The sequence below is a fragment of the Chryseobacterium sp. HMWF035 genome, assembly GCF_003094695.1.
Classification (GTDB): Bacteria; Bacteroidota; Bacteroidia; order Flavobacteriales; family Weeksellaceae; genus Chryseobacterium; species Chryseobacterium gambrini.
This window is the reverse complement of record NZ_QEHP01000119.1, coordinates 1-25,957: the sequence shown is the minus strand read 5'-3', so window position 1 is coordinate 25,957 and position 25,957 is coordinate 1. Positions and strand designations below refer to the sequence as shown.

At 35.8% G+C, this 25,957-nt stretch carries 24 protein-coding genes and 1 tRNA gene; 18 read left to right on the top strand and 7 right to left on the bottom strand.

All coding sequences use genetic code 11. The annotated features are described in order from the left end of the window. The 5 genes from DD829_RS23950 to DD829_RS17690 all read left to right on the top strand — a co-directional run. Positions 1-582, top strand: a 582-nt coding sequence (locus DD829_RS23950; RefSeq protein ID WP_194294700.1) for a hypothetical protein, incomplete at its 5' end; no start/stop codon positions are given. A 24-nt stretch (positions 583-606) separates the two neighbouring features. Then, positions 607-969 (top strand): nucleotidyltransferase domain-containing protein, encoded by a 363-nt coding sequence (locus DD829_RS17705; protein ID WP_116548001.1) that lies wholly within the window; start codon positions 607-609, stop codon positions 967-969. Further along, positions 962-3,634, top strand: a complete 2,673-nt coding sequence (locus DD829_RS17700; protein WP_116548000.1) for a hypothetical protein — start codon at positions 962-964, stop codon at positions 3,632-3,634. The genes DD829_RS17705 and DD829_RS17700 overlap by 8 nt, the downstream gene beginning before the upstream one ends. Positions 3,635-3,636: 2 nt before the next feature. Beyond that, a complete protein-coding gene (locus DD829_RS17695; protein ID WP_116547999.1) occupies positions 3,637-4,095 on the top strand; it encodes an SMI1/KNR4 family protein in 459 nt (152 codons plus the stop codon). 138 nt (positions 4,096-4,233) lie between these two features. Then, complete coding sequence (locus DD829_RS17690) at positions 4,234-4,692, top strand: hypothetical protein (protein WP_108410810.1); 459 nt, start codon at positions 4,234-4,236, stop codon at positions 4,690-4,692. Between the two features lie 313 nt (positions 4,693-5,005). On the opposite strand, the gene DD829_RS17685 is transcribed toward DD829_RS17690, so the two are convergent. After that, a complete protein-coding gene (locus DD829_RS17685; protein ID WP_108410811.1) occupies positions 5,006-6,319 on the bottom strand; it encodes a site-specific integrase in 1,314 nt (437 codons plus the stop codon). A gap of 612 nt (positions 6,320-6,931) precedes the next feature. Here DD829_RS17685 and DD829_RS17680 point away from each other — a divergent pair. Both DD829_RS17680 and DD829_RS17675 read left to right on the top strand, forming a co-directional pair. Continuing rightward, positions 6,932-7,005: transfer RNA gene (locus DD829_RS17680), tRNA-Asn, on the top strand. 247 nt (positions 7,006-7,252) lie between these two features. After that, positions 7,253-9,778, top strand: a complete 2,526-nt coding sequence (locus DD829_RS17675; RefSeq protein WP_108410812.1) for a DUF5686 family protein — start codon at positions 7,253-7,255, stop codon at positions 9,776-9,778. 41 nt (positions 9,779-9,819) lie between these two features. Here the strand turns inward: DD829_RS17675 and DD829_RS17670 are convergent, their stop codons facing one another. The 4 genes from DD829_RS17670 to rplU form a co-directional block, all read right to left on the bottom strand. Next, positions 9,820-10,005, bottom strand: coding sequence for a bacteriocin-like protein (locus DD829_RS17670; protein WP_076391300.1), 186 nt, complete (start codon positions 10,003-10,005; stop codon positions 9,820-9,822). Positions 10,006-10,062: 57 nt separating this feature from the next. Beyond that, a complete protein-coding gene (locus DD829_RS23795; RefSeq protein WP_165796691.1) occupies positions 10,063-10,227 on the bottom strand; it encodes a bacteriocin-like protein in 165 nt (54 codons plus the stop codon). Positions 10,228-10,426: 199 nt separating this feature from the next. Further along, positions 10,427-10,684, bottom strand: coding sequence for a 50S ribosomal protein L27 (rpmA, locus tag DD829_RS17665; protein ID WP_047399085.1), 258 nt, complete (start codon positions 10,682-10,684; stop codon positions 10,427-10,429). 29 nt (positions 10,685-10,713) lie between these two features. Next, positions 10,714-11,103, bottom strand: a complete 390-nt coding sequence (gene rplU, locus DD829_RS17660) for a 50S ribosomal protein L21 (RefSeq protein ID WP_076391298.1) — start codon at positions 11,101-11,103, stop codon at positions 10,714-10,716. Between the two features lie 182 nt (positions 11,104-11,285). Between rplU and DD829_RS17655 the strand changes: the two genes are divergently transcribed. Next, complete coding sequence (locus DD829_RS17655; protein ID WP_108410813.1) at positions 11,286-12,173, top strand: metalloprotease; 888 nt, start codon at positions 11,286-11,288, stop codon at positions 12,171-12,173. A 110-nt stretch (positions 12,174-12,283) separates the two neighbouring features. After that, entirely contained in the window at positions 12,284-13,375 is a 1,092-nt protein-coding gene (locus DD829_RS17650; RefSeq protein WP_108410814.1) for an acyltransferase family protein, read from the top strand. Here DD829_RS17650 and DD829_RS17645 read toward each other — a convergent pair. Continuing rightward, positions 13,372-13,614 carry a hypothetical protein gene (locus DD829_RS17645; RefSeq protein ID WP_076391292.1) on the bottom strand — a complete coding sequence of 81 codons (243 nt, stop codon included), beginning with the start codon at positions 13,612-13,614 and terminating at the stop codon, positions 13,372-13,374. The genes DD829_RS17650 and DD829_RS17645 overlap by 4 nt on opposite strands. Before the next feature lie 152 nt (positions 13,615-13,766). Between DD829_RS17645 and DD829_RS17640 the strand changes: the two genes are divergently transcribed. The 5 genes from DD829_RS17640 to DD829_RS17620 all read left to right on the top strand — a co-directional run bounded on the left by DD829_RS17640 (position 13,767) and on the right by DD829_RS17620 (position 20,138). Next, positions 13,767-14,348 carry a tRNA-(ms[2]io[6]A)-hydroxylase gene (locus DD829_RS17640; protein ID WP_076391290.1) on the top strand — a complete coding sequence of 194 codons (582 nt, stop codon included), beginning with the start codon at positions 13,767-13,769 and terminating at the stop codon, positions 14,346-14,348. 11 nt (positions 14,349-14,359) lie between these two features. Beyond that, positions 14,360-14,977 (top strand): DUF502 domain-containing protein, encoded by a 618-nt coding sequence (locus DD829_RS17635; RefSeq protein WP_076391288.1) that lies wholly within the window; start codon positions 14,360-14,362, stop codon positions 14,975-14,977. 202 nt (positions 14,978-15,179) lie between these two features. Continuing rightward, on the top strand, positions 15,180-16,265 hold the full coding sequence (locus DD829_RS17630) for an FAD-dependent oxidoreductase (RefSeq protein ID WP_076391286.1): 1,086 nt from the start codon (positions 15,180-15,182) through the stop codon (positions 16,263-16,265). Between the two features lies 1 nt (position 16,266). Next, complete coding sequence (locus tag DD829_RS17625; RefSeq protein ID WP_108410815.1) at positions 16,267-17,424, top strand: pyridoxal phosphate-dependent aminotransferase; 1,158 nt, start codon at positions 16,267-16,269, stop codon at positions 17,422-17,424. Positions 17,425-17,702: 278 nt separating this feature from the next. Further along, positions 17,703-20,138: a TonB-dependent receptor plug domain-containing protein gene (locus DD829_RS17620; RefSeq protein ID WP_108411544.1), complete on the top strand. Its 2,436-nt coding sequence runs from the start codon at positions 17,703-17,705 to the stop codon at positions 20,136-20,138. Between the two features lie 65 nt (positions 20,139-20,203). On the opposite strand, the gene DD829_RS17615 is transcribed toward DD829_RS17620, so the two are convergent. Next, positions 20,204-21,424, bottom strand: coding sequence for a PQQ-dependent sugar dehydrogenase (locus DD829_RS17615; protein WP_108411545.1), 1,221 nt, complete (start codon positions 21,422-21,424; stop codon positions 20,204-20,206). 107 nt (positions 21,425-21,531) lie between these two features. On the opposite strand from DD829_RS17615, the gene DD829_RS17610 reads away from it, so the two are divergent. From DD829_RS17610 to DD829_RS17595, 4 genes are all read left to right on the top strand, one after another. Next, entirely contained in the window at positions 21,532-21,906 is a 375-nt protein-coding gene (locus tag DD829_RS17610; protein WP_076391278.1) for a BlaI/MecI/CopY family transcriptional regulator, read from the top strand. Further along, positions 21,903-23,276, top strand: a complete 1,374-nt coding sequence (locus DD829_RS17605; protein ID WP_108408660.1) for a M56 family metallopeptidase — start codon at positions 21,903-21,905, stop codon at positions 23,274-23,276. The genes DD829_RS17610 and DD829_RS17605 overlap by 4 nt, the downstream gene beginning before the upstream one ends. Before the next feature lie 154 nt (positions 23,277-23,430). Continuing rightward, a complete protein-coding gene (uvrB, locus tag DD829_RS17600) occupies positions 23,431-25,422 on the top strand; it encodes an excinuclease ABC subunit UvrB (RefSeq protein ID WP_108408661.1) in 1,992 nt (663 codons plus the stop codon). 27 nt (positions 25,423-25,449) lie between these two features. Further along, entirely contained in the window at positions 25,450-25,914 is a 465-nt protein-coding gene (locus tag DD829_RS17595) for a DUF1801 domain-containing protein (protein ID WP_108408662.1), read from the top strand. Positions 25,915-25,957 lie beyond the last annotated feature (43 nt).

Here is a 25,957-nt window from a genome sequence, read left to right as displayed (position 1 = left end):
AGAGTAGAAAAAGCATTGCCATGCAATTGTGAGCCGGGAGTGAAGTTTGATGATAATCTGGGCGAAATGTGTGCTACAAATTTTGAATTGAACCAAAACCAAATCGGGCAATCCGGAGATAAATGGATGGAAATTAGTTTTCAGGGAGGATTGAATAACGGTTTTAATACAATCCAACAAATGAACGGGCTGTTCCCAAGAAAGTATGAATGCTTAGGAAATGTAATTGATATTGACAGAGATGCTTCTTGGTCTGGCACCCAATCACCGGAAATAATTATTAAAACACTGGCAGATGAAATTTCCCAAATTGAAGGAGTGGAAGCGCGTTCTACCGGAAACAACGGGATTACTTTCAAAATCAATGTGAGTAAAATTAAAACGTTCTCATTCCGTAAACCGGGAACAGATGATGAACACGAATTATTAAAATTCTCTGTGGATCTGGAAAATAAATATCTGAAGATTGCCTCTCCTGAGTACAACAAATACGGCTACGAAAGAATTTTGGATAAAGACGGACAAGTCATTCCTTCCGCTGAATATATGGACAAAGTTCCTTTGAGTAAATTCTTGGTGTAATCTGAATCTTTAAAATTTTTAGAAATGAGTCGGGTAAAAACCGAGGCTATTTGGCAGCACGAAAGTGTGCTGCCTTATATTCTCACGCGTCTAAAAGACAAGATTAGCGAGATTACTCCCGTAGAAAAGATTTTGCTTTTCGGGAGCAGAGGAAGGCTTTCTTTGGAACGCTGGAAAGAACTTCAAGGAAAAGACTGGGATATTCTGGTACAGGCGAAATGCAAACTGAAAAATGCCCATGTTTTGGTTGAAGAGAATTATCATCTGGATCTTTTGGTTTTAAATGAAGAACAAACCGAAAGGTTTATTCGAAATATGAAAATTAAAGAACTTTTTCCTTTGAATGAATTGGAGTGTTTAATGACTAAAAACGAAGAAAATGAATGATTTTAAAAATATAGTCGAATTTCTTCGACTTAGGCGAAGATTAGAAGAAGCAGAGAAAAACTTAAAGCCACAAACAGATGTTCTTTTAACCTACTTAGAAGACAATGGGAGTTATCATGCAGATAAAAATAGTTTTGAAACTGATTTTAATAAATACAAACGAGTTTTTCATATACTGGAAGATTATAATGCTGAAAATATTTATTTGTGGGAAACATCTGTCGAAAGAAAATATTTTGTAAAAACACCTGTAGGCAAATTTTTTAACTTATTAGATCAAACAATAGAGATTGTTTCAGAAAATGAACTTACAGCCTTCCCAAGAGAATTTGCAACAAGCTCTTACATCTATGATACTGAAAAAAATAGAGTGGTCATTCTTGCAGAAACATTAAAAGAGGTTGTTGTATTCCCAGATATTATCTATTACAATCCTGAAGGTGAATATCTGAAAGAGGTGGATAATGATGAATACCAATACAGCTATAGTGACCATACTACTTTTTTTGCGGAAGTAATTAAAGTCCTTTTTTTAGATGCAAAAAGATTGGTTTATGATTCAGAAAAAAAAGTGTTCTTTCAAAAAGCGGAAAAATCCGGTAGAATGAGACTGATTCCTTTTTTGAATGCAGATATTGGGCATAAAACTTTTGTACTCAAATATCCATATTTTCAAAAAGGCTATCAACCTACATTCAGATTACCTGATGAGGAATGTGCCATGATTATGAAGTTTGCCAGTATTGGAGGTATTTTATCTTTTTTGAATGAAACATTATTTAATCAGGGTTTTGATTTAACAATGTCTGAAAACCCTATAAGAGACGCTTTTCGTCAGCAGTTTATGGAGCAGATCATCTATACATTGGAGGATAAAATAAAAAGCAATTCTCGGTTATATTATCAGGATGTAATGGAAATACTCTACTATCTTCCTGAATCTATTGCTGTTGTTATAGATAATGAAGTACTTTGGATGCTTATAGAAGAAGGGATAAGGAAAGACGACCTTACGAATAAGCTGGAGTGGGCAGAAGAGAATATCTATATAAAATTGCTTGAGATTATCTTACAAAAAGAAGGACAAGAATCCAGATTTATTGAAAGGATGGCTCAAAAAATTAAAGATGGGAAAAAATATGTTACCGTTTTGGAATATCTGTACGACAGGATACATGGAGACAATGCTGTGAAGTTTGCCACGTTAGTAAATAAAGCATGGAAGAAATCAAGATTCACAAATCCCAACAAAGAAGAAAATACTGAATTCGCTTCTACAGATGGACCGCTACTTCTACCGTATCAATCTGAAAAATGGCTGGGATTGTATTTTAGTAATACCAGCGTTTCCTTTGATACAAACAATAAATCTGAACGTTTACTAAAAGCTTTATATGAAACCGGGGAATATAAAACAGAAATGAGACCCGGACTAAAAACAGACAATTTGGTTCCTACACAAGTAGAGATTGTAGACCAGTTCTGGTATCATCCTTTTCATCCTGTTTATCTGAAAGATATAGAAAATCAGGAAACAGATATGAAACTGGATAAAATTGTTCCTGCCTTTATGCTGAAAGCAAATCGCGATAGGCAGTTCTGGAATAATGTAATGACTAGTGCAGAATATGCTTTGGATATTGTTACCACATTTTCGGGAGTAGGAAATATTGCAAAATTTAGGTATCTGACAAAAGTTACACAATTGGCGGAGGTTGTAGAAGGAGCAAGCACTGTAAACAAAATAGCAAGAGCAGCCAATATTTTACGCTATGTAAAGGGAGCAGCAGGTATTGTTGAGCTTACCAGTGGAAGTGTGAATCTTATGTTGAAGATTACAGGAGCAAGAGATACTGAATTTGGAGAAAGCCTTAGTAAAGTACTTTTCTATCTGGAGCTTATTACATTGGCAGGAGAGCTTACCGCTTCTATGAAACTGGGATTAAAGAAAAGTGCCAAAGAAGCTGTAGAATCTTCAGACGGAGCATTGCGGGTAAAACATCCTGAACTTTTTGCTGAACTGTATAAAATAGCAGGATTGAAAAAAGTGTATCAGCATGTGGATGACTTTATGAAAACCCGACCAAAGTTTCATGATCTGAATTTGGTAAATCAATTATGGAAAGAGAAAATTGTGAACAAACTTCTCTTCCCTACCAATCTTAGAAAGCTATATTTTAAGTATTTGGAAGAATTCCCTGGATTGAAGAAAGGATTTAACCAAGCTGAATTTAAAACCACCATCTTAAACAAAGGACAAAAAGTGGAAGAAGTCGTAGAATTTTCATTATCAGGTGATAAAGATAAACTATTGACAATTTTTGGAGATCCACCGGGTTTACCGGAAAATACCATTGATATTCTCAGTGATTATGATAATTTTAAAGCTTTTGTAAAAGGTGCTGAAGACTTTGGAAATAGAGCAAGATACTATGACAGTGAAATTAAATATATCTTCAATTTCCTTAAAAATCATATTGATAAAGGTGATGAGTTTATTATTGAAACCCAAAATATCTTCAAAACCTGTGGAAGCTGCCGAAGAGAGTTTGTGATGTTAGAAGATTATCTAAAAATGCAAGGAAAAAAAGTTAAATTTGTAGTGTTTTCTGATGATACAATAGAAGGAACAAGAGCATTAAAAGACAAATTAAAAATCAAATAGTTATGAATATAGAATATATGACAAAAGTAAAAGAAAATCCAAAAATTAATAATTTTGTTAATAGAGGATTTTCAGAGGAAAAAATCCAAAAAATAGAATCAAAATATAACAAAGGCAAGAAATTTCCAAAGGCATTTAGAGAATTTCTCTTTTTAGCAGGAGATTTTAATAATTTTGGATTTGATGATATTGATGGTATTATAGAACTTCAAGAATTAGCCAAAGAAGAATTAGAAATGGCTGGTCAGAAAGTAGAGAAACCGTTTTTTGCATTTGATGTTTATAACAGTCAGTATAGTGTTATTTTTTTAGATGAGACAAAGGATGATCCTAAAGTATATTTGATAAGCCCCTTTCTAGCGAAAGGTGGTGAAATGCCATTAATTAAGCCTAATGGCTGGGAATTTACAACTTTAGTAAATGAGCATATCCATAGAGTAAAAAACAACATTCCGTTCTAATAGTAACCGCCTTCACAAGAGGCGGTTTTTAATGAATTGTATTGCAAGAAGGTTAAATTTGTAGTGTTTTCTGATGAAACAATTGAAGGAACTGCTCATTTAAAGAAGAAGTTAAAAATTAAATAAAATTATAATATTATGAATATTGAATATATGGTACAGGTAAAGAACAACCCTGTATTAAATTTTAAGAATGAACCAATGGCAATTTCAGACATTGAAAAATTAGAAAAAAAATACAATAAAGGGAAAGAATTTCCTAAAGCTTTTAGAGAGTTTCTTTTTTTAGCTGGGAATTTTAATAATTTTGGATTTGATGATTTAGGTGAAGGCTTGGATGCTCTTGAAGAATTAGCCAATGAAGAATTAGAAATGGCTGGTCAAAAAGTAGATAAACCGTTTTTTACATTTGATGTTTATAACAGCCAGTATAGTGTGATTTTTTTAGATGAGACAAAAGAAGATCCAAAGGTTTATTTAATAAGTCCTTTTTTGGCAAAAGGGGGTTCTGAACCATTGGTTCAACCAAATGGATGGGAATTTACAGCTTTGGTAAATGAAAGTATCCACAGAGTAAAAAACAACATTCCGATTTAATCATAACCGCCTTCGCAAGAGGCGGTTTTTTAAATACTAAATTGAAAATCTGCAAAAATCAATAGCATTGACCATCTACTTTCGGTTTGAATTGACCACCAATTATAGAATAAATTGATTTCTGAAAAGTCACAGTATCATTAAAAAACAAGGACCAATTTAAACCGAAACTGCATGGTCACTCAAAATTGAAACAAGGTGGCGAGTGATACTAAAAATGACACACTATTATAACGTATTAACGTGAATTCGATAAAAAATCTATTTTAAAGATCTAATATGTTGTAATATCCCATTTTTTTTCGAGTTCACGTTATTTAATCTCCATCCTTTGCAAATATTCATCCATAATATTGTTGGGAAGGGACTTCAGATAAATTTGGGTGGTAGTAATGCTACTGTGCCCGAGCATCTGTGACACTGCTTGTATGGGAACATTCTGCAATACTGCCTGTGTAGCAAAACTATGTCTTGAAACATACGAGGTGAGATTAAAATCTATCCCACATTGTTCGGCAAGAATTTTCAGATTGACATTGTATTTCTTTCTTGCCTCTCCCACATCCTTATATTGTTTCTCCAGTTCACCAGGCTTTATCATAGGAAATACAAAATCCATCTTGCTTTTACCTTTTATATAGTAGTCAAGAATTTGCTTTAACTGTTTAGAAATTACAAAATCATAAAGTTTTGAGGTTTTCTTTCTTCTGTAATGCACTCTGCTTTTTTCTAACTTTTCAATAGTAAGAAAAGCCATATCTATAAACGACATTCCACACATTAGATAAGAAGCAATGAAATAATTCCGGGTATGAAATAGTTTATCGTCAGGAGAAATATTCATCTGAAGAATTTTTCTAATGTCATCCATTTCTAAAGCTCTTTTTTTGGTAGGTTCGGATTTGATCTTATATTTGTCAAAAGGATAAAGATTTTTATCTGCAATGCCTGACTTGATGGCTTGGTTAAAAATAGCCCGAATCGTTCTCATATAAACAGCCAGTCCGTTAAGACTATTCTTTTTAGAAATTTCTTCTTCCTTCACTACCTTCTCTCCTATTCTCTTTGCTTTTTTATTTTGCAATTTTTGAATCTGCTTTTTTCCTGTACGTTTTTCTTTACCGAGAAAATCGGTATGATATTTCATCAAAAAGTCATAGTTGAGTTCCTCAAAGTACAAATCTTTATTTCCTGTAAATTCTTTAAGGGAATTGATCGTGGTTTGGTAAGAGGTAGCATTCCCAAAACGTTCTTGTTTTTTCATTTCTGCTATAAGCTTTTCAGCAAAACTGAAAAAGGAATGAACTTTATCGGACTGGGTTAATTGTTCTTTGAGTTGGGTAATACTCATAAATCGAAGTTTATCTTCTTCTTTGAGTCGGTTGACAATATCCATTGCTTTAATTCTCTGCTTATTCAGAAAATTATTAAGTCTGGTTACAGATGAAGTTCCTGTATATGTTTTACGGATTATTTTTTTGTCGAAATCCCAATCCTTTTCCAAAACTGAAACTCCTGTGGTAAAGGAAGTTGAACGATTGTAATGACTGATTCTGATAATAACCGGATAGGTGCCGTCTTTTTTAGTTCTTCGCATATCAAGCGTAAGAACAAGAGAAGTATTCATAATGAATGAAGAAATTTAAAGATTAGCGATGGAGATCGTTAGGAAAAACAATCAGTTATTAAGGCTAAAATATACCGTATAATATGGGCAAATTTGATGCCATTTTCCTAACATTATCAAGTCTAAATTAGATAATAAACCTCACATAAAGAAGGAAAAACAGCTTTATTTTTCAAGAACATTTAGGAAAAATAAATGGAAAAAATCGAGAGATTTCAGCCCTTGCAAAAAATAAATTTGCACATAATTTGCAAGTAAATACTGGTGTAAGGTGGTTTCTAATGGTGTATCATGATTTTTCATCTCTTTGAAAATCAAATAAATAAACACATTTTAAGCCATTAAAAACCAATCTGGTTACGCCTGTTAATCAGAGGGTCGCTGGTTCGAGCCCAGCAGGAGGAGCAAAAAGACTTACAGAAATGTAGGTCTTTTTTTATGTGGTCTCATCAAATATTTTTTTGCAATTATCATTAAATTTAATTATCTGATAAATAGCCAAATAGCTTCAAAACACCCATTATCAAAGGAAAAATTTAGATATTTTTAAAATAAAAATTTGTTTGATATTAATATTCCTGTTATATTTGCATCACTAAAACAATAGGAAATTCCTCCTTAGCTCAGTTGGTTAGAGCATCTGACTGTTAATCAGAGGGTCGCTGGTTCGAGCCCAGCAGGAGGAGCAAAAAGACTTACAGAAATGTAAGTCTTTTTTATTTATCCTTTATGAGTTGAATCAACTGAAAAATAATTATTTTAAACATCATCATATTTTAACAAAACAATAACTATAACACCATCAAAACGATGGTGTTATTTCATTACATTTGCAGTTTTGTATTTAAACCATTAAAAGTTTAAATAATATTTATTTTTTTATAATAAAAGTGCATAATTTTTGTTTATGCAAATAGCTTGAAGAAACTACAAATGTTAATTAATAATTCCAAATATTACTCCCTCTTTTTATTTCTATTTTTTGCGGATCTCGTATACTCACAAAATTCGGCAACCGGCAGAATTGTAGATGCAAAAACCAATAAAGAAGTTTCCGGAGTGGATATTTTCATCAATGAAAATGAAAAAGCTGCCCTTACCACAACTTCGGGAAACTTTTCCGTACAGTCGGACAGCGTGATTTATAAGCTTCGCTTTTTAAGGAAAAATTATTCTTTAGAAAGTATAGACGTAACTCCTCAAAATGCAACTAATATTTTTGTAAAACTGGCTCAGGAAAAAGTTAGCAGCATACAGGAAGTCGTTATTCACAACGAAAAGCCGAAATATAAAAACAAAAAAGAAAATCCCGCTTATGCCATCATGCAGAAAGTCTGGGAACGGAAAAGAAATAACGGTTTAGATAAATTCGATACCTATACTTATAAAGAATACGAGAAAATTCAGTTTGATGCCAACAATCTGGACAGTGCATTTATGAAGAGAAAAATCTTTAATAAACTTGAATTTATTTTCGATTATAAAGATTCTACCGCAAGCGGAAAAATAGGACTTCCCGTTTTCCTGAATGAAGCCATCTATGAAAATTACGGCGAAAACAGACCTTCCAAAAAATCAAAAAGACTTTTGGTTGCTCAAAAGACATCAGGTTTTCAGGATAACCAGATCATTACTTTAACGGCAAAAAACCTTTACCGTGACATCAACATTTACGATAACACATTAAATTATTTCGACATCGGATTTCCAAGTCCGGTCGGAGAAACAGGGTTCAGTACGTATGATTACAATTTGGTAGATACCATTTCCATGCGGGGAGAAAATGCCTTTAAAATCCGTTATCAGCCCAAAAGAACAGAAGTTTTAGCATTTCAGGGATATCTTTACATTGATACCGACAGCTATGCCGTTTTGGGAGCAACCCTAAAATCCACGCAAAAGATCAATGTAAACTTCATCAACGGGATTTCTACAGAACTGGAATACGACAACCCCGATGAAAACACTTTTCTGCCAAGAAAATTTGTAACAGAGATCGAGATGACACCTTTTTCCAAGAAGAAAACCTCAAAGAGCATTATTGCCAAAAGATCCGTCGATTATTCGGAATATCAGTTCAACAAACCTCTTGAGGATAAAATTTTTAAAAGAAACGAGGAAGAATATGATGATAAATTCGTAGAAAAAGATGATGCTTACTGGGTAAAAGCCAGACCGGATTCTCTCTCAAAAAGCGAACAGGGAATTTATGATATGCTTGATAAACTTCAGCAGACTCCGAAGTTCAACCGTATTGTAAAGCTTTATGAAACGTTGGGTTCAGGATATTACAACATTACAAAAGGAATAGATTTAGGTCCGATTTTCTCTGTTTACGGAAAAAATGATGTTGAAGGAGACCGAATAAGAATCGGAGCAAGAACGTATTTCACAAGAAATGATCCCTGGAGAGTTCAGTTTTACACGGCTTACGGTTTTAAAGACCAACAGGTAAAATATGGTGCTGAAGGAAGATTCATGTTTAACAGATTAAACCGTTTTACAGTAGGTGCCGGAACAAGAAGAGACATTCTGCAATTGGGTGTTCAGCTTACAAATGACGACGGAATTATGGCAAGAACCTTTGCTTCTTCAACGCTTTTCGCAAGGGGAGAAAATGCTTCTTTAAGCTCCGTTAATCAAACCAACCTGTTTACGTCTATTGAGCCATGGAAAAACTTCCAGATCAGGTTAGACGGAACCATGCAAAGCATCAAATCAGCAAATCCAGACGGATTTAATCTGATGTATTACAAAAACGGAGATCTGAGAAAAACAACCAACGATTCGCATTTTACTTTAAGTTTAATTGCAAGACCAGGGGCAAAATTCTCCCAAACCGGAATCGATCGCTATGAACACGGAACTTTAGCGCCGACCATTGTCTTAAAATACACAAGAGGAATTGAGGGAATATTCGGGTCAGATTTTAATTATAATAAACTGCAGTTCATGTTCTATAAACCCGTCTTAATTGGAAGCTGGGGAAAAACATTAATTAACTTTGAAGCCGGAAAGAACTTCGATACGGTTCCGTTGGCTTTGCAGAACGTCATTCCGGGGAACCAGTCGTACAGTCTGGCGCAAAATACGTTTGCACAGCTTAATTATTATGAATTTGTTGCAGACACTTATACAACGCTGCATTTAGAGCATCATTTTAACGGGAAAATCCTTTCTTATATTCCTTTGATCAAGAAATTAAAACTAAGAGAAATTGCGTTTATCAGAGGAGCTTACGGAACATTAAGCGATGCTTCAAAAGCAATTAATGTGGAAGGATTCAAATATTCTGCTCCAAGCGAACACGTTTATTATGAATACGGTTTCGGAATCGAAAATATCGGCTTCGGAAACCTTAGAATTTTCAGAGTGGATTTCAACTGGCGCGGAAATTACCTCAACAGACCGGATATTTCAACTTTCGGAATTAAAGCGGGTTTTCAGGTCGGCTTTTAAAATACAAAACTCCTTCAGCGCGAAGGAGTTTTTTTTATTTCTTAAGATTCTTCACCATAACCTTTGCAGCTATTGCAATGCGCTACAATGTACACAATTTTACACGGCGGTCTTTGCCCTTCCGGAATGCTGCAATACACATCGCATGGTAAACATCCCTGATCCGGAGCAGCTCCTCCCATTACATTTTTAAGATCCTGTCTTTTGATTTTTTTTAAATTTTTCATAGTAATAGATTTTATAAAGTTGACAAAAAGCCCCGACATGAGGCTTGAGTTTCAGATTTAGCAGTCACAAGGCATTACATCAATAACAGAATTAATACAGTGTTGTTTTTGCCATGCTGTCCACGTACACCATTCGTAACACCAATTTGCGGGAATCGGACATCTTTCTCCTCCAGCAATGGCTTTAAGCTGTCTTTTCGTTAGTTTTTTTAGATTTTTCATATTAGTTTGGTTTAATTTGTCGCCTACTCTTTTTGCTTTTCGGCTTACGCAATATATTAGTTATTTGATAGTTACCAAATATATAAATATTTCCCGTTAAATTGAATAAATATAAAAACTTTAACTTTTCCTTATTTCAGGGCACAAAAAAAGCCTCAGCAAAATTGCCAAGGCTTTTAATTTTTATAAAACGCTGAAATTATGCGTTTGCTTCTACAGATACAAAAGATCTGTTGTTTGCTTTCTTTCTGAAAACTACTTTTCCGTCAACTAATGCGAACAAAGTGTGATCTTTACCGATACCCACGTTTGCACCTGGGTGGTGTTGAGTACCTCTTTGTCTAACGATGATGTTACCCGCAATAGCATCTTGACCACCGAAAATCTTTACACCTAATCTTTTAGAGTGAGATTCTCTACCGTTTTTGGAACTACCAACTCCTTTCTTGTGTGCCATTTTATTTTAAGGTTTTTTGGTTTAAAAAATTATTCTGCGCTTTCAGTTGCCTCAGCGTCAGCTTTTTTAGTTGTCTTTTTAGCAGGTTTTTCTGCTTTTTTAGCTCCTTCAAATCCTGTAATACCAGTAATCTGAATTTGAGTTAAAGATTGTCTGTGACCATTTTTCACTTTGTAACCTTTTCTTCTTTTCTTTTTGAAAACGATTACTTTATCAGCTTTTACATGATCCAGGATCTCTGCTTCTACAGTGATTCCGCTTACAGCTGGGGCGCCTACCGTGATTGCTCCGTTTACAGTAAGAAGTACTTTATCAAAAGATACTTTTCCTCCTTTATCTCCTTTTAAACGGTTTACAAACAACTTCTGGTCTTGCTCAACTTTGTATTGAAGCCCTGCTATTTCTACAATTGCAAACATTGTTTATAGATTTTTAGTTATTTCGAGGTGCAAATATAAGAAATATTTTCTAATCTGTTCAAATTCAATTCAATCTTTTTTAAAATAAAATTTTAACTATGTTTTGAATAATTTTTCACAATAAAGTGACATGAATTTCCGTTTAAATTTATATCTTCGTTTTCACCAAAATATTTATATATATGAAAAGAAAAATCCAATTCCCGATTCTTTTGGGGGCCATCGCTGCACTTTCTTTGTCAGCATGTAACGACGACACCATGGAAACGCCTGTACAACCAGAAAAACAGGCAGAAAACCTGAAACCGGAACAGCCGAATGCTCTTGAAAAAGTTTGTTATTACGTAGATCAGTACTGGAGTTCTTCATCTGTGTTGCTTACTTCACTGCAGAATTCTGCAGACACCAACTTTATGAATTCCCAGATGACAAAAATTGCCAGTATGTGGGGAAGAAGCAACCCGACTTTAAGGTTTGTGAATGATCCTTCAAATTTTAACTCTACCTACAATGCCATTTCGTATTCTACAGGAAAAATTTATTACGGCTATGCCATTTATTATGATGCAAAAGCAAAAGGAGGAGATATTGTAAATGCAATGATCCTTGCCCATGAGTATGGTCACCAGTTGCAGTATATTTTCGGACTTCCTACGGTAACAGAGTCCACAGCAAGACCCAACGAACTGGAAGCAGACGGCTTTGCAGGATATTACCTGAGAAGACCCAACGGTTACAACCAGACAAGTTTTGCACAGATTGCAGCCGCTTATGAATTTGCACAGAGCATCGGAGATTATCAGACCACAAGTCCGGGACACCACGGAACACCTCCGCAGAGAAGATCCGCAGTTCGTCTGGGATTTTTATTAGGACAGTACAGCCTTAGTGCAGCAGATTTCGATTACAACTTCTTCTATTATTATCAGGGAGTTTTAAACGGAACCTACAAAATGGCAAAAAACAGCCAGTATCCGGAACTTGATGCTTACATGAAGCAGTATCTTGATGAGCTGAAACAAATTCAGACCGGCGAAATTTCTGCTGAAGAATTTAAAAACTTAAAGTAAATCATCATTTTTGAAATATCTTTCTCGGGAGGCAGGACATTATTCCTGTCTCTTTTTCTTTATCCTGATATTCGTAAAGTTTCTTACTTTTGAAGCATCATACGTAACAAATGAACAGAGACCTCTATATTGATTTCGCAAAAGGACTGGCTACCATTTCCATTATCTTTATCCATACCGCTTTCTGGTCGGGACAGTTTTATATTCAGCCGGAAGTAAGGGTTTTCTCTTTAGTTTTCGATGTTGCCCTGTTTTATGCTTTAAGTGGAATTACATCCGGTTCCAATATTGAAAAAACATTATACAGACTGCTGAAACTGCAGATCACGTATATGATTTTTGTAACCTTACTCTTCTTTCTGGATTATTTCTTTAAAGTTTTCGGACTCACTTTCTTTTCTCTGGAATGGCTGCAGAATTTTTATTCAACATTCGGATCAAAGTATGCTACCACAAGTATTTCTACCGCTCCGCAATGGGAAAATTTGGGCAACTGGTATCTTCACCAATATATCAATGCAGATACTTTCCCTGTGGTAATGGGGAGCTTCTGGTATTTAAAAGTCTATTATATTTTAACGGTTTTCGGAGTTTTAATATTAAAATTCTTTCCGAAACATGTTAACTGGTTCATTGGACTTTGTGCCGGATTAACCCTATTATTTAATATTTTTCCGGAAATTTATCCTTCGGGACAGGTAGGATATGTTGCTTTTTACATGACTGTATTCCTAATTGGTAACAGAATGAAAGGCAAGAAAATTCCGGACAGGATGATTCCTGTATTATACGGATTGGTTGCGGTTGCACTGGCAGGACTGTTCGGGTTTTACGGACAGGAAATATTTTACAAAATCAATAAAAATAAATTTCCGCCACAAATCCCGTACATTATCTGGACTTTCTTCTCTTTGGTAACGCTTTTTGTGTTTTATAACCGATTAAAGATCACAAAAGAAAATGTGGTGACCTACATTGGTAAAAACGCGATATTTTTCTATTTCGCACAAGGGATAAGCTCTTCACTGGTTTACTTTTTAGTCGTTCCAATGAAGGGAAATATGCCTTGGTGGGTTTTAATGATTTTAATTTATGGGATCAATATTATTTTGGCATTCATCATTTCAGCCGGCTTGAAAAAAGTTGATGAATGGGGTTGGAAAATATTAGAGTTTTTAAGAAGCAAAACGGCTTCTCATTAATCTCTGCTTCTTCCGCCTCTTGCAATAAGGGCAACAATAACGATTAAAACAACAGCTCCGATAATGATGTACGTTGGATTCGTGTACCATTCTGTTGTCGTGGTGGTTGTTTGTTCAGTAGTTACCGTTCCGCCGCCCGTTGCTGTTTCCTGAGCAAAGCTGAAAGCCGACATGAATAGAATAAGCATTGCTGAAAGTATAGCTCCTGCTTTAGATTTTAAAGTGGTAATAGTTTCCATTGTTTATATTTTTAATTTGGTTTCTTAGTTAAAACAAATTAAATACCAAGATTTTTAAATTATTAAGAAAAATATTTTTTAAACGCTCTGAATATTTAAATAAACTTTAATCGTATCGCAAATTATTTTAATTTTACAGAAAATTTTAAAACATGTTTAAGTTGAAACTTCCTACCGATCCAAGGTGGGCAAATATTGCTGAAGGAAACATCGAAGAAATTTTAACGGATCATGCTTGGTGCGAGCAAAAAGCCGCTACCAATGCAATAGGATTAATTACCATGCTTCCTGAATATCCGGAAATTGTAACGGAACTTCTTGCGATTGCGCAGGAAGAGCTGGAGCATTTTCGTCAGGTTCATGAGATTATTAAAAAAAGAGGCTATACTTTCGGACGCACCCGAAAAGACGATTATGTAAACGAACTGGTAAATTTTATCCAGAAAGGCGGCAACAGGGATGATCTTATTGTCGATAAAATGCTTTTTGCAGCCATGATCGAAGCCAGAAGCTGTGAAAGATTTAAAGTCCTGACTGAAAATATTAAAGATGAAGAGCTTAAAACCTTCTACAGAGAACTGATGATTTCGGAAGCCAACCATTACACCACTTTCATCGGGTTTGCAAGACAGCTCGGAGACGAAGAAAAAGTAAATAAACGCTGGGAAGAATGGCTGGAATATGAAGCCAAAGTCATTCAGTCTTACGGAAAAGGCGAAACCATCCACGGATAAAAAAAGATACATTGAAAAAACTGACGTTTGAAAATATTGCCAATTTTTTCCTGAAAAATTTTTTTCAGGGACTCGTGATTATCGGTCCGATCGGGCTGACAATTTTTGTTATCTGGTATGTTGTAACGTCTATTGATAATATTATTCCTTCTGTTGCCAAGGAAATTCCGGGGCTGGTTTTTATTTCAACCATTTTAATTACGGCGCTTCTTGGGTTTTTAGGAAACAAATTCGTGGTCGGAAAGTTCTTTTTCGATTCTATGGACCGTCTTCTTGAAAAAACTCCCGGTGTAAAGCACATTTATACTCCAACAAAAGATGTAATGTCCTCGTTTGTAGGAGACAAAAAAAAATTCAATGATCCTGTCTGGGTAAAAACCAACGAAAATCCTGAAATATGGAGAATTGGCTTTTTAACGCAAAAAGAAATGGCAGACGTTGAAAAACACAATTATGTAGCGGTATACCTCCCCCATTCTTATGCTATTTCGGGCTGGGTAATCGTTACCGAAGAAAAAAACATTAAACCCGTTGTAGGGATGACAGCGGCTTCGGCAATGAAATTTGCGGTAAGCGGCGGTGTTGCAGGATTCCATTCCGATGATAATATTTTCAAGGCACCGGAATAGTCTTTCTTTTTTACTTAAATACTATTGCAGAAAATCTTCTCTGCGATTATTTTCTTTATTTAGCTGAATACAGCACTAAAGAAAACATTTATCCTGTTCATTAAAAGAATACATCTGATTTTTAGAATAAAATTTTTTCGCAGATTATTCATTTTTAATGAAAATTTTACAAATTAAAACAAAACTAACAACAATAAAAAAGATGGGCAAAGTTGCAATCATAGGAGCCGGTGTATCCGGTCTGAGTATGGCAAATTATTTGGAAAAAAATAATATCGACTATCATCTCTACGAAAGAAGAACCCCAAATGATCTGAAAGGACACGGATTTATCCTTCCCAAAGAAGGAATTGAACATCTTTCAGCCATTATTGATATTAATGACCTTTACGCAAAAGGAAGCTTTCTGAAAAAATACATCCATTATAACCAAAGCGGAGAAATTCTTTCCGAAAAAGATCTGGATGATGTTTTTGTAGTTTCCAGAAGCGCCCTGATCGAGATTCTTGCCAAAGGAATTCCTTCAGATAAAATTTCTTATAATTCAACGGTTGCGCTGAACGGATTTTCGGAGGGAAAAGCAGAAATTACACTGGACGAAAATACTATTCTGGAAGCAGATGTGGTTGTTGCTTCAGACGGATCAAGAAGCCGCATCAGAAGAACTATTTTTCAGGATGAAATCATGAAAGCCGTTCTGGAAAATGAAGTGGTAAACATCATTGAAAACGAAGAACTGGCCGGCAAAATCGAAAGCAATTTTCTGAAATTCCATCATGAAAACGGCGGACTTACTTTTGGCGTTTTAAAACTTTCATCCTCAAAAATCCTTTGGTACTGCCAGTTTGATATCACCAAACATTTCATCAATGAAGATTACACTCCGGATTGCATCAAGCAGTTTATGCTGGATAATTTTGGCAACTGGAATCCTCTGATTTCATCCATCATCGAAGGTTCAGGCTATGAAAATGCACACATCTGGAGAGTTTATGAGCTTGAAAAATTAAATCCTTTTTATCATCAGAATGTTGTTTTCATCGGCGATGCAGCACATCCATTAATTCCTTTTACAAGTCAGGGCGTTACCTCAGCGTTGAAAGACTCTTTCACTTTAACCCAACTTTTAGCCGAAGGAAATGATCTTCAGGAAACCTTCAGCAAATACGAAGAAGACCGGAAATCTGAAATCGAAATCCACATCAAAAACGGAAGAGCCCTGCTGGAACAATTCCTTTTACCTCTGAACGAACAGCCTAAAAACACTTTACCAATTTCATACAAATAAAATGTTTACAAACAACGATATCAATTTTGAAGCACTAAAAAGAAAAGCCTACAACGGAAGATGGGCAACTCTGGAAGAAGGAATTATCCCTTTAACGGCAGCAGATCCGGACTTCAGAATGTCTAAAGAAATAGAAAACGGAATCATAGAATACATTAAGGACGGCTATTTAAGCTATGGTCCTTTCTCCGGACTACCTGAGTTCAAAAAAAGTGTTGCAGAGCATTTTAACAAGGGAAAAAAAGGCAGCTTTACACCAGAAAATGTGTTGGCTGTTAACAGTGCCGCGATGGGAATGTATATGGTTGCCAAATATATACTGAATCCCGGAGATGAAGCTATTATTTTCGATCCGGTAGATTTCCTTTTCAAAAAGACAGTGGATTCGGTTGGCGGAAACATTAAATTGTGCGCGGTAGATTCTAAAACCGGAGATATCGACTTTGAAATGTTGGTCTCTTTAATTTCTCCGAAAACAAAACTCATCAGCATCTGTAATCCTCACAATCCAGTCGGAAGAATATATTCCAGAGAAATTTTACAGAAGATTGCAGACATTGCGGCAGCTCATGATCTTTGGGTGATGAGCGATGAAATCTGGAGCGATATTGTCTATGATAAAAAAGAATTCAACACCTACTCTTCTGTTTCCGAGAATGCTAAAAAGAAAAGTTTTACCGTTTTCGGATTTTCAAAATCATTCGGAATTGCAGGATTGAGAATTGGTGCGGTTTTATGTAACGATCAGGAATTAATGGATGATTTCACAGAAAAATCCATGTTCAATTCTACCATTGAAGGTGTTTCTACATTATCGCAGATTGCAGCAAGCGTTGCCATTGATAAAGCAAAACCGTGGTTTAATGATTTTCTTACGCATTTACAGCACAACAGAGATTTAGCCCACAGCATGCTGGGCAATTCGGGCGTTTTAATTCCTAATCTTCCCGAAGCCACTTTTGTTATTTTTCCTAAAATCAACAACGGTATGTCGAGTGACGAATTTGCACAGCATGTTTTAAAAGATGGAAAAGTAGCGATTGTTCCCGGCTCGGAACGATGGTTCGGAAAAGGCGCTGAAGGACACGTAAGAATCTGTTTTTCAACCTCACAGGAAATTCTCACCGAAGGACTGAACAGAATAATCAATAGTTTTTAAAAAATACAGAAGCGGATTCAATAAAACTTGAATCCGTTTTTTTTCAAATATATCTTACCCTAATTTCAGACTTAACTGCTTTTGCGATTTAATTAAAAAGGCTAAAACTTTTTCCCGGAAACTTTTTTTCTTTATTTAAAACACCCTTCATTTTTTCCATGATATCATAATTTTTATTTAATTTAAATACATTTATCAAACAAAACCATATTTTATTAATGATTTAAAAACAAAAATTAATATTTTTGATATAATTGCTAATTTAAATCTAATACAATATGAAAATTAAATACATAAGTGCCTTTTTTCTTGGAGCATCTTCCGTTCTGTATTCTCAACAGATTAATGACACCATATCAAAAGAAGGAAAAATTGATGAGGTTGCCATTACGGGAAGCCGGAATAAAAAAAGAACAGTTGTAGACACTCCGGTTCCGATTGACATCATCGACATTAAGCAGGTAAGCCAGTCAACAGGGCAGATTGAAGTCAACCAGCTTTTACAGTTTTCAGCACCTTCATTCAATTCCAATAAACAATCCGGATCAGACGGAGCGGATGCAGTAGATCCTGCAACATTAAGAGGACTTGGTCCCGATCAGACTTTGCTTTTGCTCAACGGAAAAAGATACCATCAGTCTTCATTAATCAATCTTTTTGGTACAAAAGGCCGTGGAAATACAGGATCGGATATGAATACGATTCCTGTAGGTGCGATAAAGAGAATTGAAGTTCTTCGTGACGGAGCATCGGCGCAATATGGCTCGGATGCGATTGCAGGAGTAATCAACGTTATTTTAAATGACCGTAATCATGGTTTTGAAGGCAATGCTTTTTATGGGGTGAATCTTTTTAAAAGTCCGGGAGATAAAGATGTGGTTTCTGACCGAAAAATAGACGGAAATACTTTTGATTTCTATGGAAACTACGGAACAAAAATAGGTTCTAAAGGTGGTTTCGGAAATTTTACGGCAGAATTTGTCAATAAAGAATATGCCATCCGTAATGCCAATCCTGAAAAATATGATGCTCCGAGACAAAGATTCGGGGATGCAAAATCACAGAATTTTTATTTTTTCGGAAATATTGAGATTCCAATATCTGATAATTTAAAATTCTATTCCAGACAGGGATTTTCGCACAGAAATACAGACGCTTATGCATGGACAAGAAGTGCCGATGCAGACGGAAATATTCCGCAGGTTTATCCTAATGGCTTCAATCCCGTTCAGGATACAAGCATTTCAGATTTTACTTTTGACAATGGCTTAAAATTTAAAGTGGCAGACTGGGAAGTGGATGCGTATAATGCGTTTGGAAGCAACAGATTTACCTATCAGATCGATCATACCATCAATGCTACATTAGGCGTAAAATCACCTACGAGTTTTGATGCGGGAGGACATTCTCTGCTGCAGAATACAACAGGTTTCAATGCAACCCGACAGTTTTCGGTTCTGGAAGGGCTGAATGTGGCATTCGGTTCAGAATTCAGATATGAAAAATTCAATATTATCAAAGGTGAAGAAGCTTCTTACGCGATGTATGATGTGAATGGAAATGTCGTGACGGCAAATACTCCCTCAACATTATTGGTAATCAATCCTTTAAGCGGAGATGTAAGACCGGGCGGTTCTCAGGGTTTTCCCGGATATTCTCAGGAAATTAACAAGTCCAGAAATAATTTTGCAGCGTATGTAGATACTGAACTCGATATTACCAAAAACTGGATGGTAAGCGTTGCCGGAAGATTCGAAAATTATAATGATTTCGGAAGCACACTGAACGGAAAACTGGCAACACGATACAAAATAACGCCACAGTTTGCATTCCGAGGATCTTTTTCTACAGGCTTCAGAGCACCGTCTCTGGCTCAGAAATATTACAGCCTGCAGTTTACGAATTTTCAGGGAGGAAGTCTGGTTACCATTCAATTGGCATCTAATGACAGTAATCTGGCAAAAGCAGTCGGAATTCCGCAGCTCAAACAGGAGACTTCTGTGAATGGAAGCGCAGGATTCACTTTTAACACCGGAAAATTTACAGCAACAGTTGACGGCTACTACATCAAGGTAAAAGACAGAATTGTTTTAACAGGAAATTTCTCGCAGGATGATGATGCGATCGGAAATATTTTAATTGAAAACCGTATCGATCAGGCTCAGTTTTTCACCAATGCAATAGACACGAGAACTAAAGGGGTTGATGTTATTTTAAGTTTTAACGAAAATATCGGAAAAGGAAAACTGACCGCAACGTTAGCCGGAAATTACAATGAAATGGAGATCACAAAAGTGAATACTTCCGACAGGCTGAAAGGAAAAGAAGACATTTATCTCAGTCCCAGAGAAAGAGCTTTTATTTTAGCTTCTGCACCGAAAACGAAGATCAATTTAAACCTGAATTATAAGATCAGTAAATTCAATGCTAATTTACAGTTGGTAAGATTTGATAAAGTGACTCTGGTAGGCTACAACGGACCGGATGATTACCAAATATACAATCCAAAAGTAACTGCGGATCTTTCTTTCGGCTACGAATTTTCTAAAAATATTAATCTGACGATCGGAAGCAAAAATCTCTTCAACCGATATCCTACATTACAAAAAGAGGCGGCTTCAGCCGGAAATACAGAATCGGGAGGTATTTTTGATCCTGTACAGATGGGATTTGCAGGAAGACAGGTTTTTGCAAGATTTAATTTTAAATTTTAATCTTATCCCATAATAAATAATGGCTTCTGGAAATTCGGAAGCCATTATTTATCTGAACAAAACTATTATTTTTTAGAAATTTTATACAATTTTCCGCTGTCCGTAACAGTGTACAAATTTCCGTCGCTTCCATTGAGAACATCGCGGAATCTTTCGTTCTGATCTTTCAGAAGCCTTTCTTCACCCACCACTTTGTTATCTTTCATTACAATTCGGTTGATGTGTTCTCCACTTAAACAGCCGATCATCAGATTTCCTTTCCATTCTTCGATATTTCCGGTGTAGAAGGTAACTCCGCTTGGTGAAATCACAGGATCCCAGTAATAAACAGGCTGTTCTGTTCCCGCTTTTTGAGTCGTCCCATTGTTGATTTTATCTCCGGAATATTCGATTCCATAGGTTACATCTCCCCAACCGTAATTTTTCCCGGGTTTTATTAGATTGATCTCATCTCCGCCTCTCGGTCCCATTTCTACATCCCACAAATTTCCATTCGGATCGATTGCCATACCTTGCGGATTTCTGATTCCGTACGAATAAATTTCAGGTTTAAATCCTGTTTTTCCCATGAAAGGATTTCCGGGAGCCGGCTGTCCTTCTTTCGTTATTTTTAAGATTTTACCTAAATAATTATCTGTTCTCTGAGCATAAACTCTGGTTTGCTTATCTGATCTTTCTCCTGTACTTACAAACAGATTTCCGTCTTTATCAAACGCTAATCGGCTTCCATAGTGCTTGTCTCCATCATACGTCGGAGTTGCTCTGAAAATTACTTTTACTTCAGAAATCGTTTTTAAATCCTGAGAAAGTTTTCCTTTTGCAACCGCAGTATGATTTCCATTTTCATAAGGTTCTGAAAAACTGAAATAAATGATATTGTTTGTTTTAAAATCAGGATCTAAAGCTACGTCTAACATTCCGCCCTGCCCTTTGGAATCTACTTTCGGGAAGCCTTCGATTTTTGAAATTTCTTTTCCGTCGGCAGAAACCACATTCATATATCCTCTTTTGTCTGTAATTAAAAATTTTCCGTCCGGTAAATTGACAATTCCCCAAGGTTTTCCAAGATCTTTATTTAAAATTTCAACCTTGTAAGGCGTCGAGGTTTTTACAGCTTTTATTCTGGTCTGTCCGGCAAAAGCAGGTTTATATTCGGGAGAATTAGGCTTTTTCGTTTCTACGCTTCCGTCTTTTCCGAGCTTTTGGGCATTAAATTTATTTTCTTTGCATGATGAAAACAGGAGAATTAAACTGATTGCTGAAATATAAAATTTGCTGATTTTCATTGAATTAGGATTATTATTTTAATTTCAAATGGAAAAATAATGCCATAAAATTTGGTGGTTTAAATTTTTATTCTACATTTGTAGAAACAAATAACAATCCGTAGAATATGAAAGAAATAAAACTGACCGATTCTGAGAAAGATCTCATGGAAATTCTTTGGGAAAAAGAAAAAGTTTTCATGAAGGATATTTTAGAATCCTACCCTGAACCAAAACCTGCCACTACAACTATTGCCACCCTTCTGAAAAGAATGCAAAATAAGGATTTTGTTGGCTACAAATTGTATGGAAATTCCCGCGAATATTATCCAAAGATCGCGAAAGGAGCTTATTTCAAAGAAGAAATGACTTCCATGATTGACCGTTTTTTCAACAGTTCCGTAACGCAGTTTGCATCGTTTTTTACGTCCAATGCCAAGCTTTCCCAAAAACAACTGAAAGAACTCCGTGAAATTATCGACCAGCAAATCGACGAAAAATGATGATCGTTTTAAAAATAATTCTGTGTTCTTCCTTGCTTTTGACCGTATATTACGTGTTTTTGCAGAAGGAGAAAATGTATGGTTTCAATAGGTTTTACCTTTTGTTTTCCCTTGTATTTTCTTGCACCGTTCCGTTCATTTCCATTCAATCGGAAGCTCAAAAACCTGTTAATCGTTTGCAGAAAACGATTGAAGCAACACAACAGGTTATGGACATTACGCCGAAACAGGAAAGTTTTAACTGGATGAATCTGATCTGGATATTGTACGGAATCGTAACATTGATTTTCCTGACAAGAACTATTATTTCATATTTAAAAATTAAAAATCTGAAGGGTGAAAAAATGATCTATCAGAATCAAAATATCATCATCACAAATGAACCTATTTCGCCTTTCAGCTTCTGGAATACAATTTATTTAGGAAAAAACTATCTGATTGACAACAAAATAGATTCCAGAATATTTCTTCACGAAAAGAGTCATCTGGAACAGAAACACAGCATTGATATTATTATTGTTGAAATCATAAAGGCTTTTACGTGGTTCAATCCGTCTGTGTATTTCTACAAAAAAGCAATAATTACCAATCATGAATTTCTGGCGGACGAATCTGTCTTAAAAAATGATTTTACCATAAAAGACTATCAGAATTTAATTCTGGAAGAAATTATTTCAAACCAAAACTATAACCTTACCCATACATTCAATTTCAAAAACACCAAAAAACGATTTATTATGATGAACACCAAAAAATCTAAGCTGGCAGACTTAAAAAAAGTAATCAGCATTCCGGTTTTGCTGATTGCTTTCGGACTATTCGTGCAAAAAACCTACGCCACTCCGATGGAGAAAATGATCGAAAAAACACAGGAAACAATATCAGAACCTGTGAAAAAACAAATTGCTGAAAGTAATGAACCAATTACGGATGATGTTAAAAACGAATCTTTAAACCCTGAAAGTGGAATTACTGAGCAGTTAAGTGAAAACATGATTAATGGAGGAGTTGTTCAGGATACCATCCGACCGAAAGAGGGTAAAAACATGGCAACAAAAGATGAGGCAACACTACTTCCGCAATATCCGGGAGGAATTAATGAAATGAGGAATAAAATGGCGAAAGCATTTGACGTGTCTAAAATGAATCTAGGCAAAGAAACGTATAGAACTGAGATTAAATATACTGTTCTGGAAGACGGAAATATTGCGGATGTGAAAGCATCAGGAAACAATGAAGCATTTAATGCAGAAGCAGTAATTTCTTTCAAAAAAGCCAATGAAAACATCGTCTGGAAGCCCGCAGAAAAAGATGGAAAACCTGTTCGTTACAGCATGAGAATTCCGCTAATGATGTCTTTCCAAAATTAGGATTGATTTTTTAAAATAAAAACAGCATTCAGATTGGATGCTGTTTTGTTTTGAATATAATCATTCGTCTTATTTTAATGAATCTGTGGTATGAAATAGTTCCCGATGTCAAATATTTCTTTCGTATTTTTGTTAGGATAACATCACAATTTTTATGAATTTTAAACTTCAATCAGAATATAAACCTACCGGAGATCAGCCACAAGCGATAGAAAAGCTCACCGAAGGAATCGAAATCGGGGAAAAATACCAAACGCTTTTAGGAGTTACCGGATCCGGAAAAACATTTACCGTTGCCAATGTGGTGCAGAATGTCCAAAAGCCGACTTTGGTTTTAGCTCATAACAAAACTTTGGCGGCACAGCTTTTCATGGAGTTTAAAGAATTCTTTCCTGAAAATGCCGTTGAATATTTTGTAAGTTACTACGATTATTATCAACCCGAAGCTTACATCGCCACAACCGGAACTTACATTGAAAAAGACCTGAGTATCAACGAAGAAGTTGAAAAATTAAGGCTTTCCGCAACCGCGAGTTTACTTTCCGGAAGACGGGACGTTCTGATTGTTGCTTCCGTATCATGTATTTATGGTATCGGAAACCCGACAGAATTTCACAAATCTTTAATTTCCATTGCGATTGGGGAAAAAGTGACCAGAACCGCACTTCTTCATTCTCTAGTTAATGCACTATATTCCAGAACATTAAACGAGTTCCAAAGAGGTACATTCCGTGTAAAGGGAGATGTGATTGATGTTTTCCCAGCTTATGCAGATAACGCAATCAGAATTCAGTTTTTCGGGGATGAAATTGAAAAAATCCAGAGTTTTGATCCGGTTTCGGGAAATGTGACAGGAGCTTTTGAACAGATTCAGATTTATCCTGCCAATCTTTTTGTAACATCAAAAGAAACTTTGAACGGCGCGATCCGCGATATTCAGGATGATCTGGTAAAGCAGGTTGATTTTTTCAATTCTATTAAAAAACCACTGGAAGCCAAAAGATTACAGGAAAGAACCGAACTCGATTTGGAGATGATTAAAGAACTGGGTTACTGTTCCGGAATTGAAAATTATTCGCGATATCTCGACGGAAGATTACCGGGAACAAGACCTTTCTGTTTATTGGATTATTTCCCTAAAGATTATTTGATGGTGATTGACGAGAGCCACGTTACGGTTCCGCAAGTTCATGCGATGTACGGAGGCGATCGAAGCCGTAAAGAGGCCTTGGTGGAATACGGATTCAGGCTTCCCGCTGCAATGGATAACCGTCCTTTGAAATTTGAAGAATTTGAAGCCATTCAGAATCAGGTTATTTATGTTTCGGCAACTCCTGCGGATTATGAACTGGAAAAAACAGGAGGTGCTTATATTGAGCAGATTATCCGTCCGACCGGACTTTTAGATCCGATTATAGAAATCCGTCCAACGCTGAATCAGATTGATGATTTAATGGAGGAAATCCAGAAAAGAGCGGATCTTGATGAAAGGGTTCTGGTAACGACGTTAACCAAGAAAATGGCGGAGGAATTAACAAAATATTTTACCAAATTCGGGATCAGAACACGGTACATCCATTCCGATGTAGAAACTTTGGAACGTATCCAGATCATGCAGGATCTGCGTGTGGGACTTTTTGATGTTTTAATCGGGGTAAATTTATTGCGAGAAGGTCTGGATTTACCTGAAGTATCTTTAGTAGCGATTCTGGATGCGGATAAAGAAGGGATGTTGAGAAGCCGAAGATCGATGATCCAAACCGTTGGTCGTGCCGCGAGAAATCTTAACGGAAGAGCGATTATGTACGCTGATAAGATCACCAAATCGATGCAGGCAACGCTTGATGAGACTGAATACCGCCGTGCAAAACAAATGCAGTACAACGAAGAACACGGCAAAGTTCCGGTGGCTTTAAATAAGAAGATTTCTGAAAGCCTTGTCGGAAGAAGCAAAGACTTTCCGGATGAAAAATATACACAAAAAGAAATTTTACAGAAAGTTGCTGAAGCCAAAGCAAGCTACACTTCTGAAGATATGGAAAAAGTAATCGCGCAAAAGCAGAAGGAAATGGAAGCCGCTGCGAAAAATCTTGATTTCATTAAAGCCGCGAAATTAAGGGATGAAATTGCTGCTTTGAAGGAATAAATTATTAATTGTAAAATATAATCTTCTATGCCCCAAAATAAAACAGTCGAAACAGAAGTAAATGTTACAAATTTCATCAACTCTTATGTGGAAAATGAACAAAAGAAAGAGGAAAGTTTTAAACTGATCTCGCTAATGAATGACTGGACTGGATTTGAACCCAAAATGTGGGGCTCCGCAATTATTGGATTTGGCAGTTATCATTATAAATACGAAAGCGGACATGCAGGAGATATGCCTCTGATCAGCTTCTCACCTCGTAAATCCGCATTTTCACTATATGTATTTTCTCCAACTGAAGAAACCCAATATTTACTGGAAGAACTTGGCAAATTTAAAATGGGAAAATCGTGTATTTATGTAAAAAAATTATCTGATATCCATCTTTCTGTTTTAGAAAAAATGTGCAGATCAACCATTGAATATTTAAGCAAACATCATGAATGTGCATGCAGAAAAACTAAACCTTCAGAGGCAAAACAAAAAAAATAAACAACTCTGGGGTTAAGCTTAATAGGTAATAATGAAATTAAAC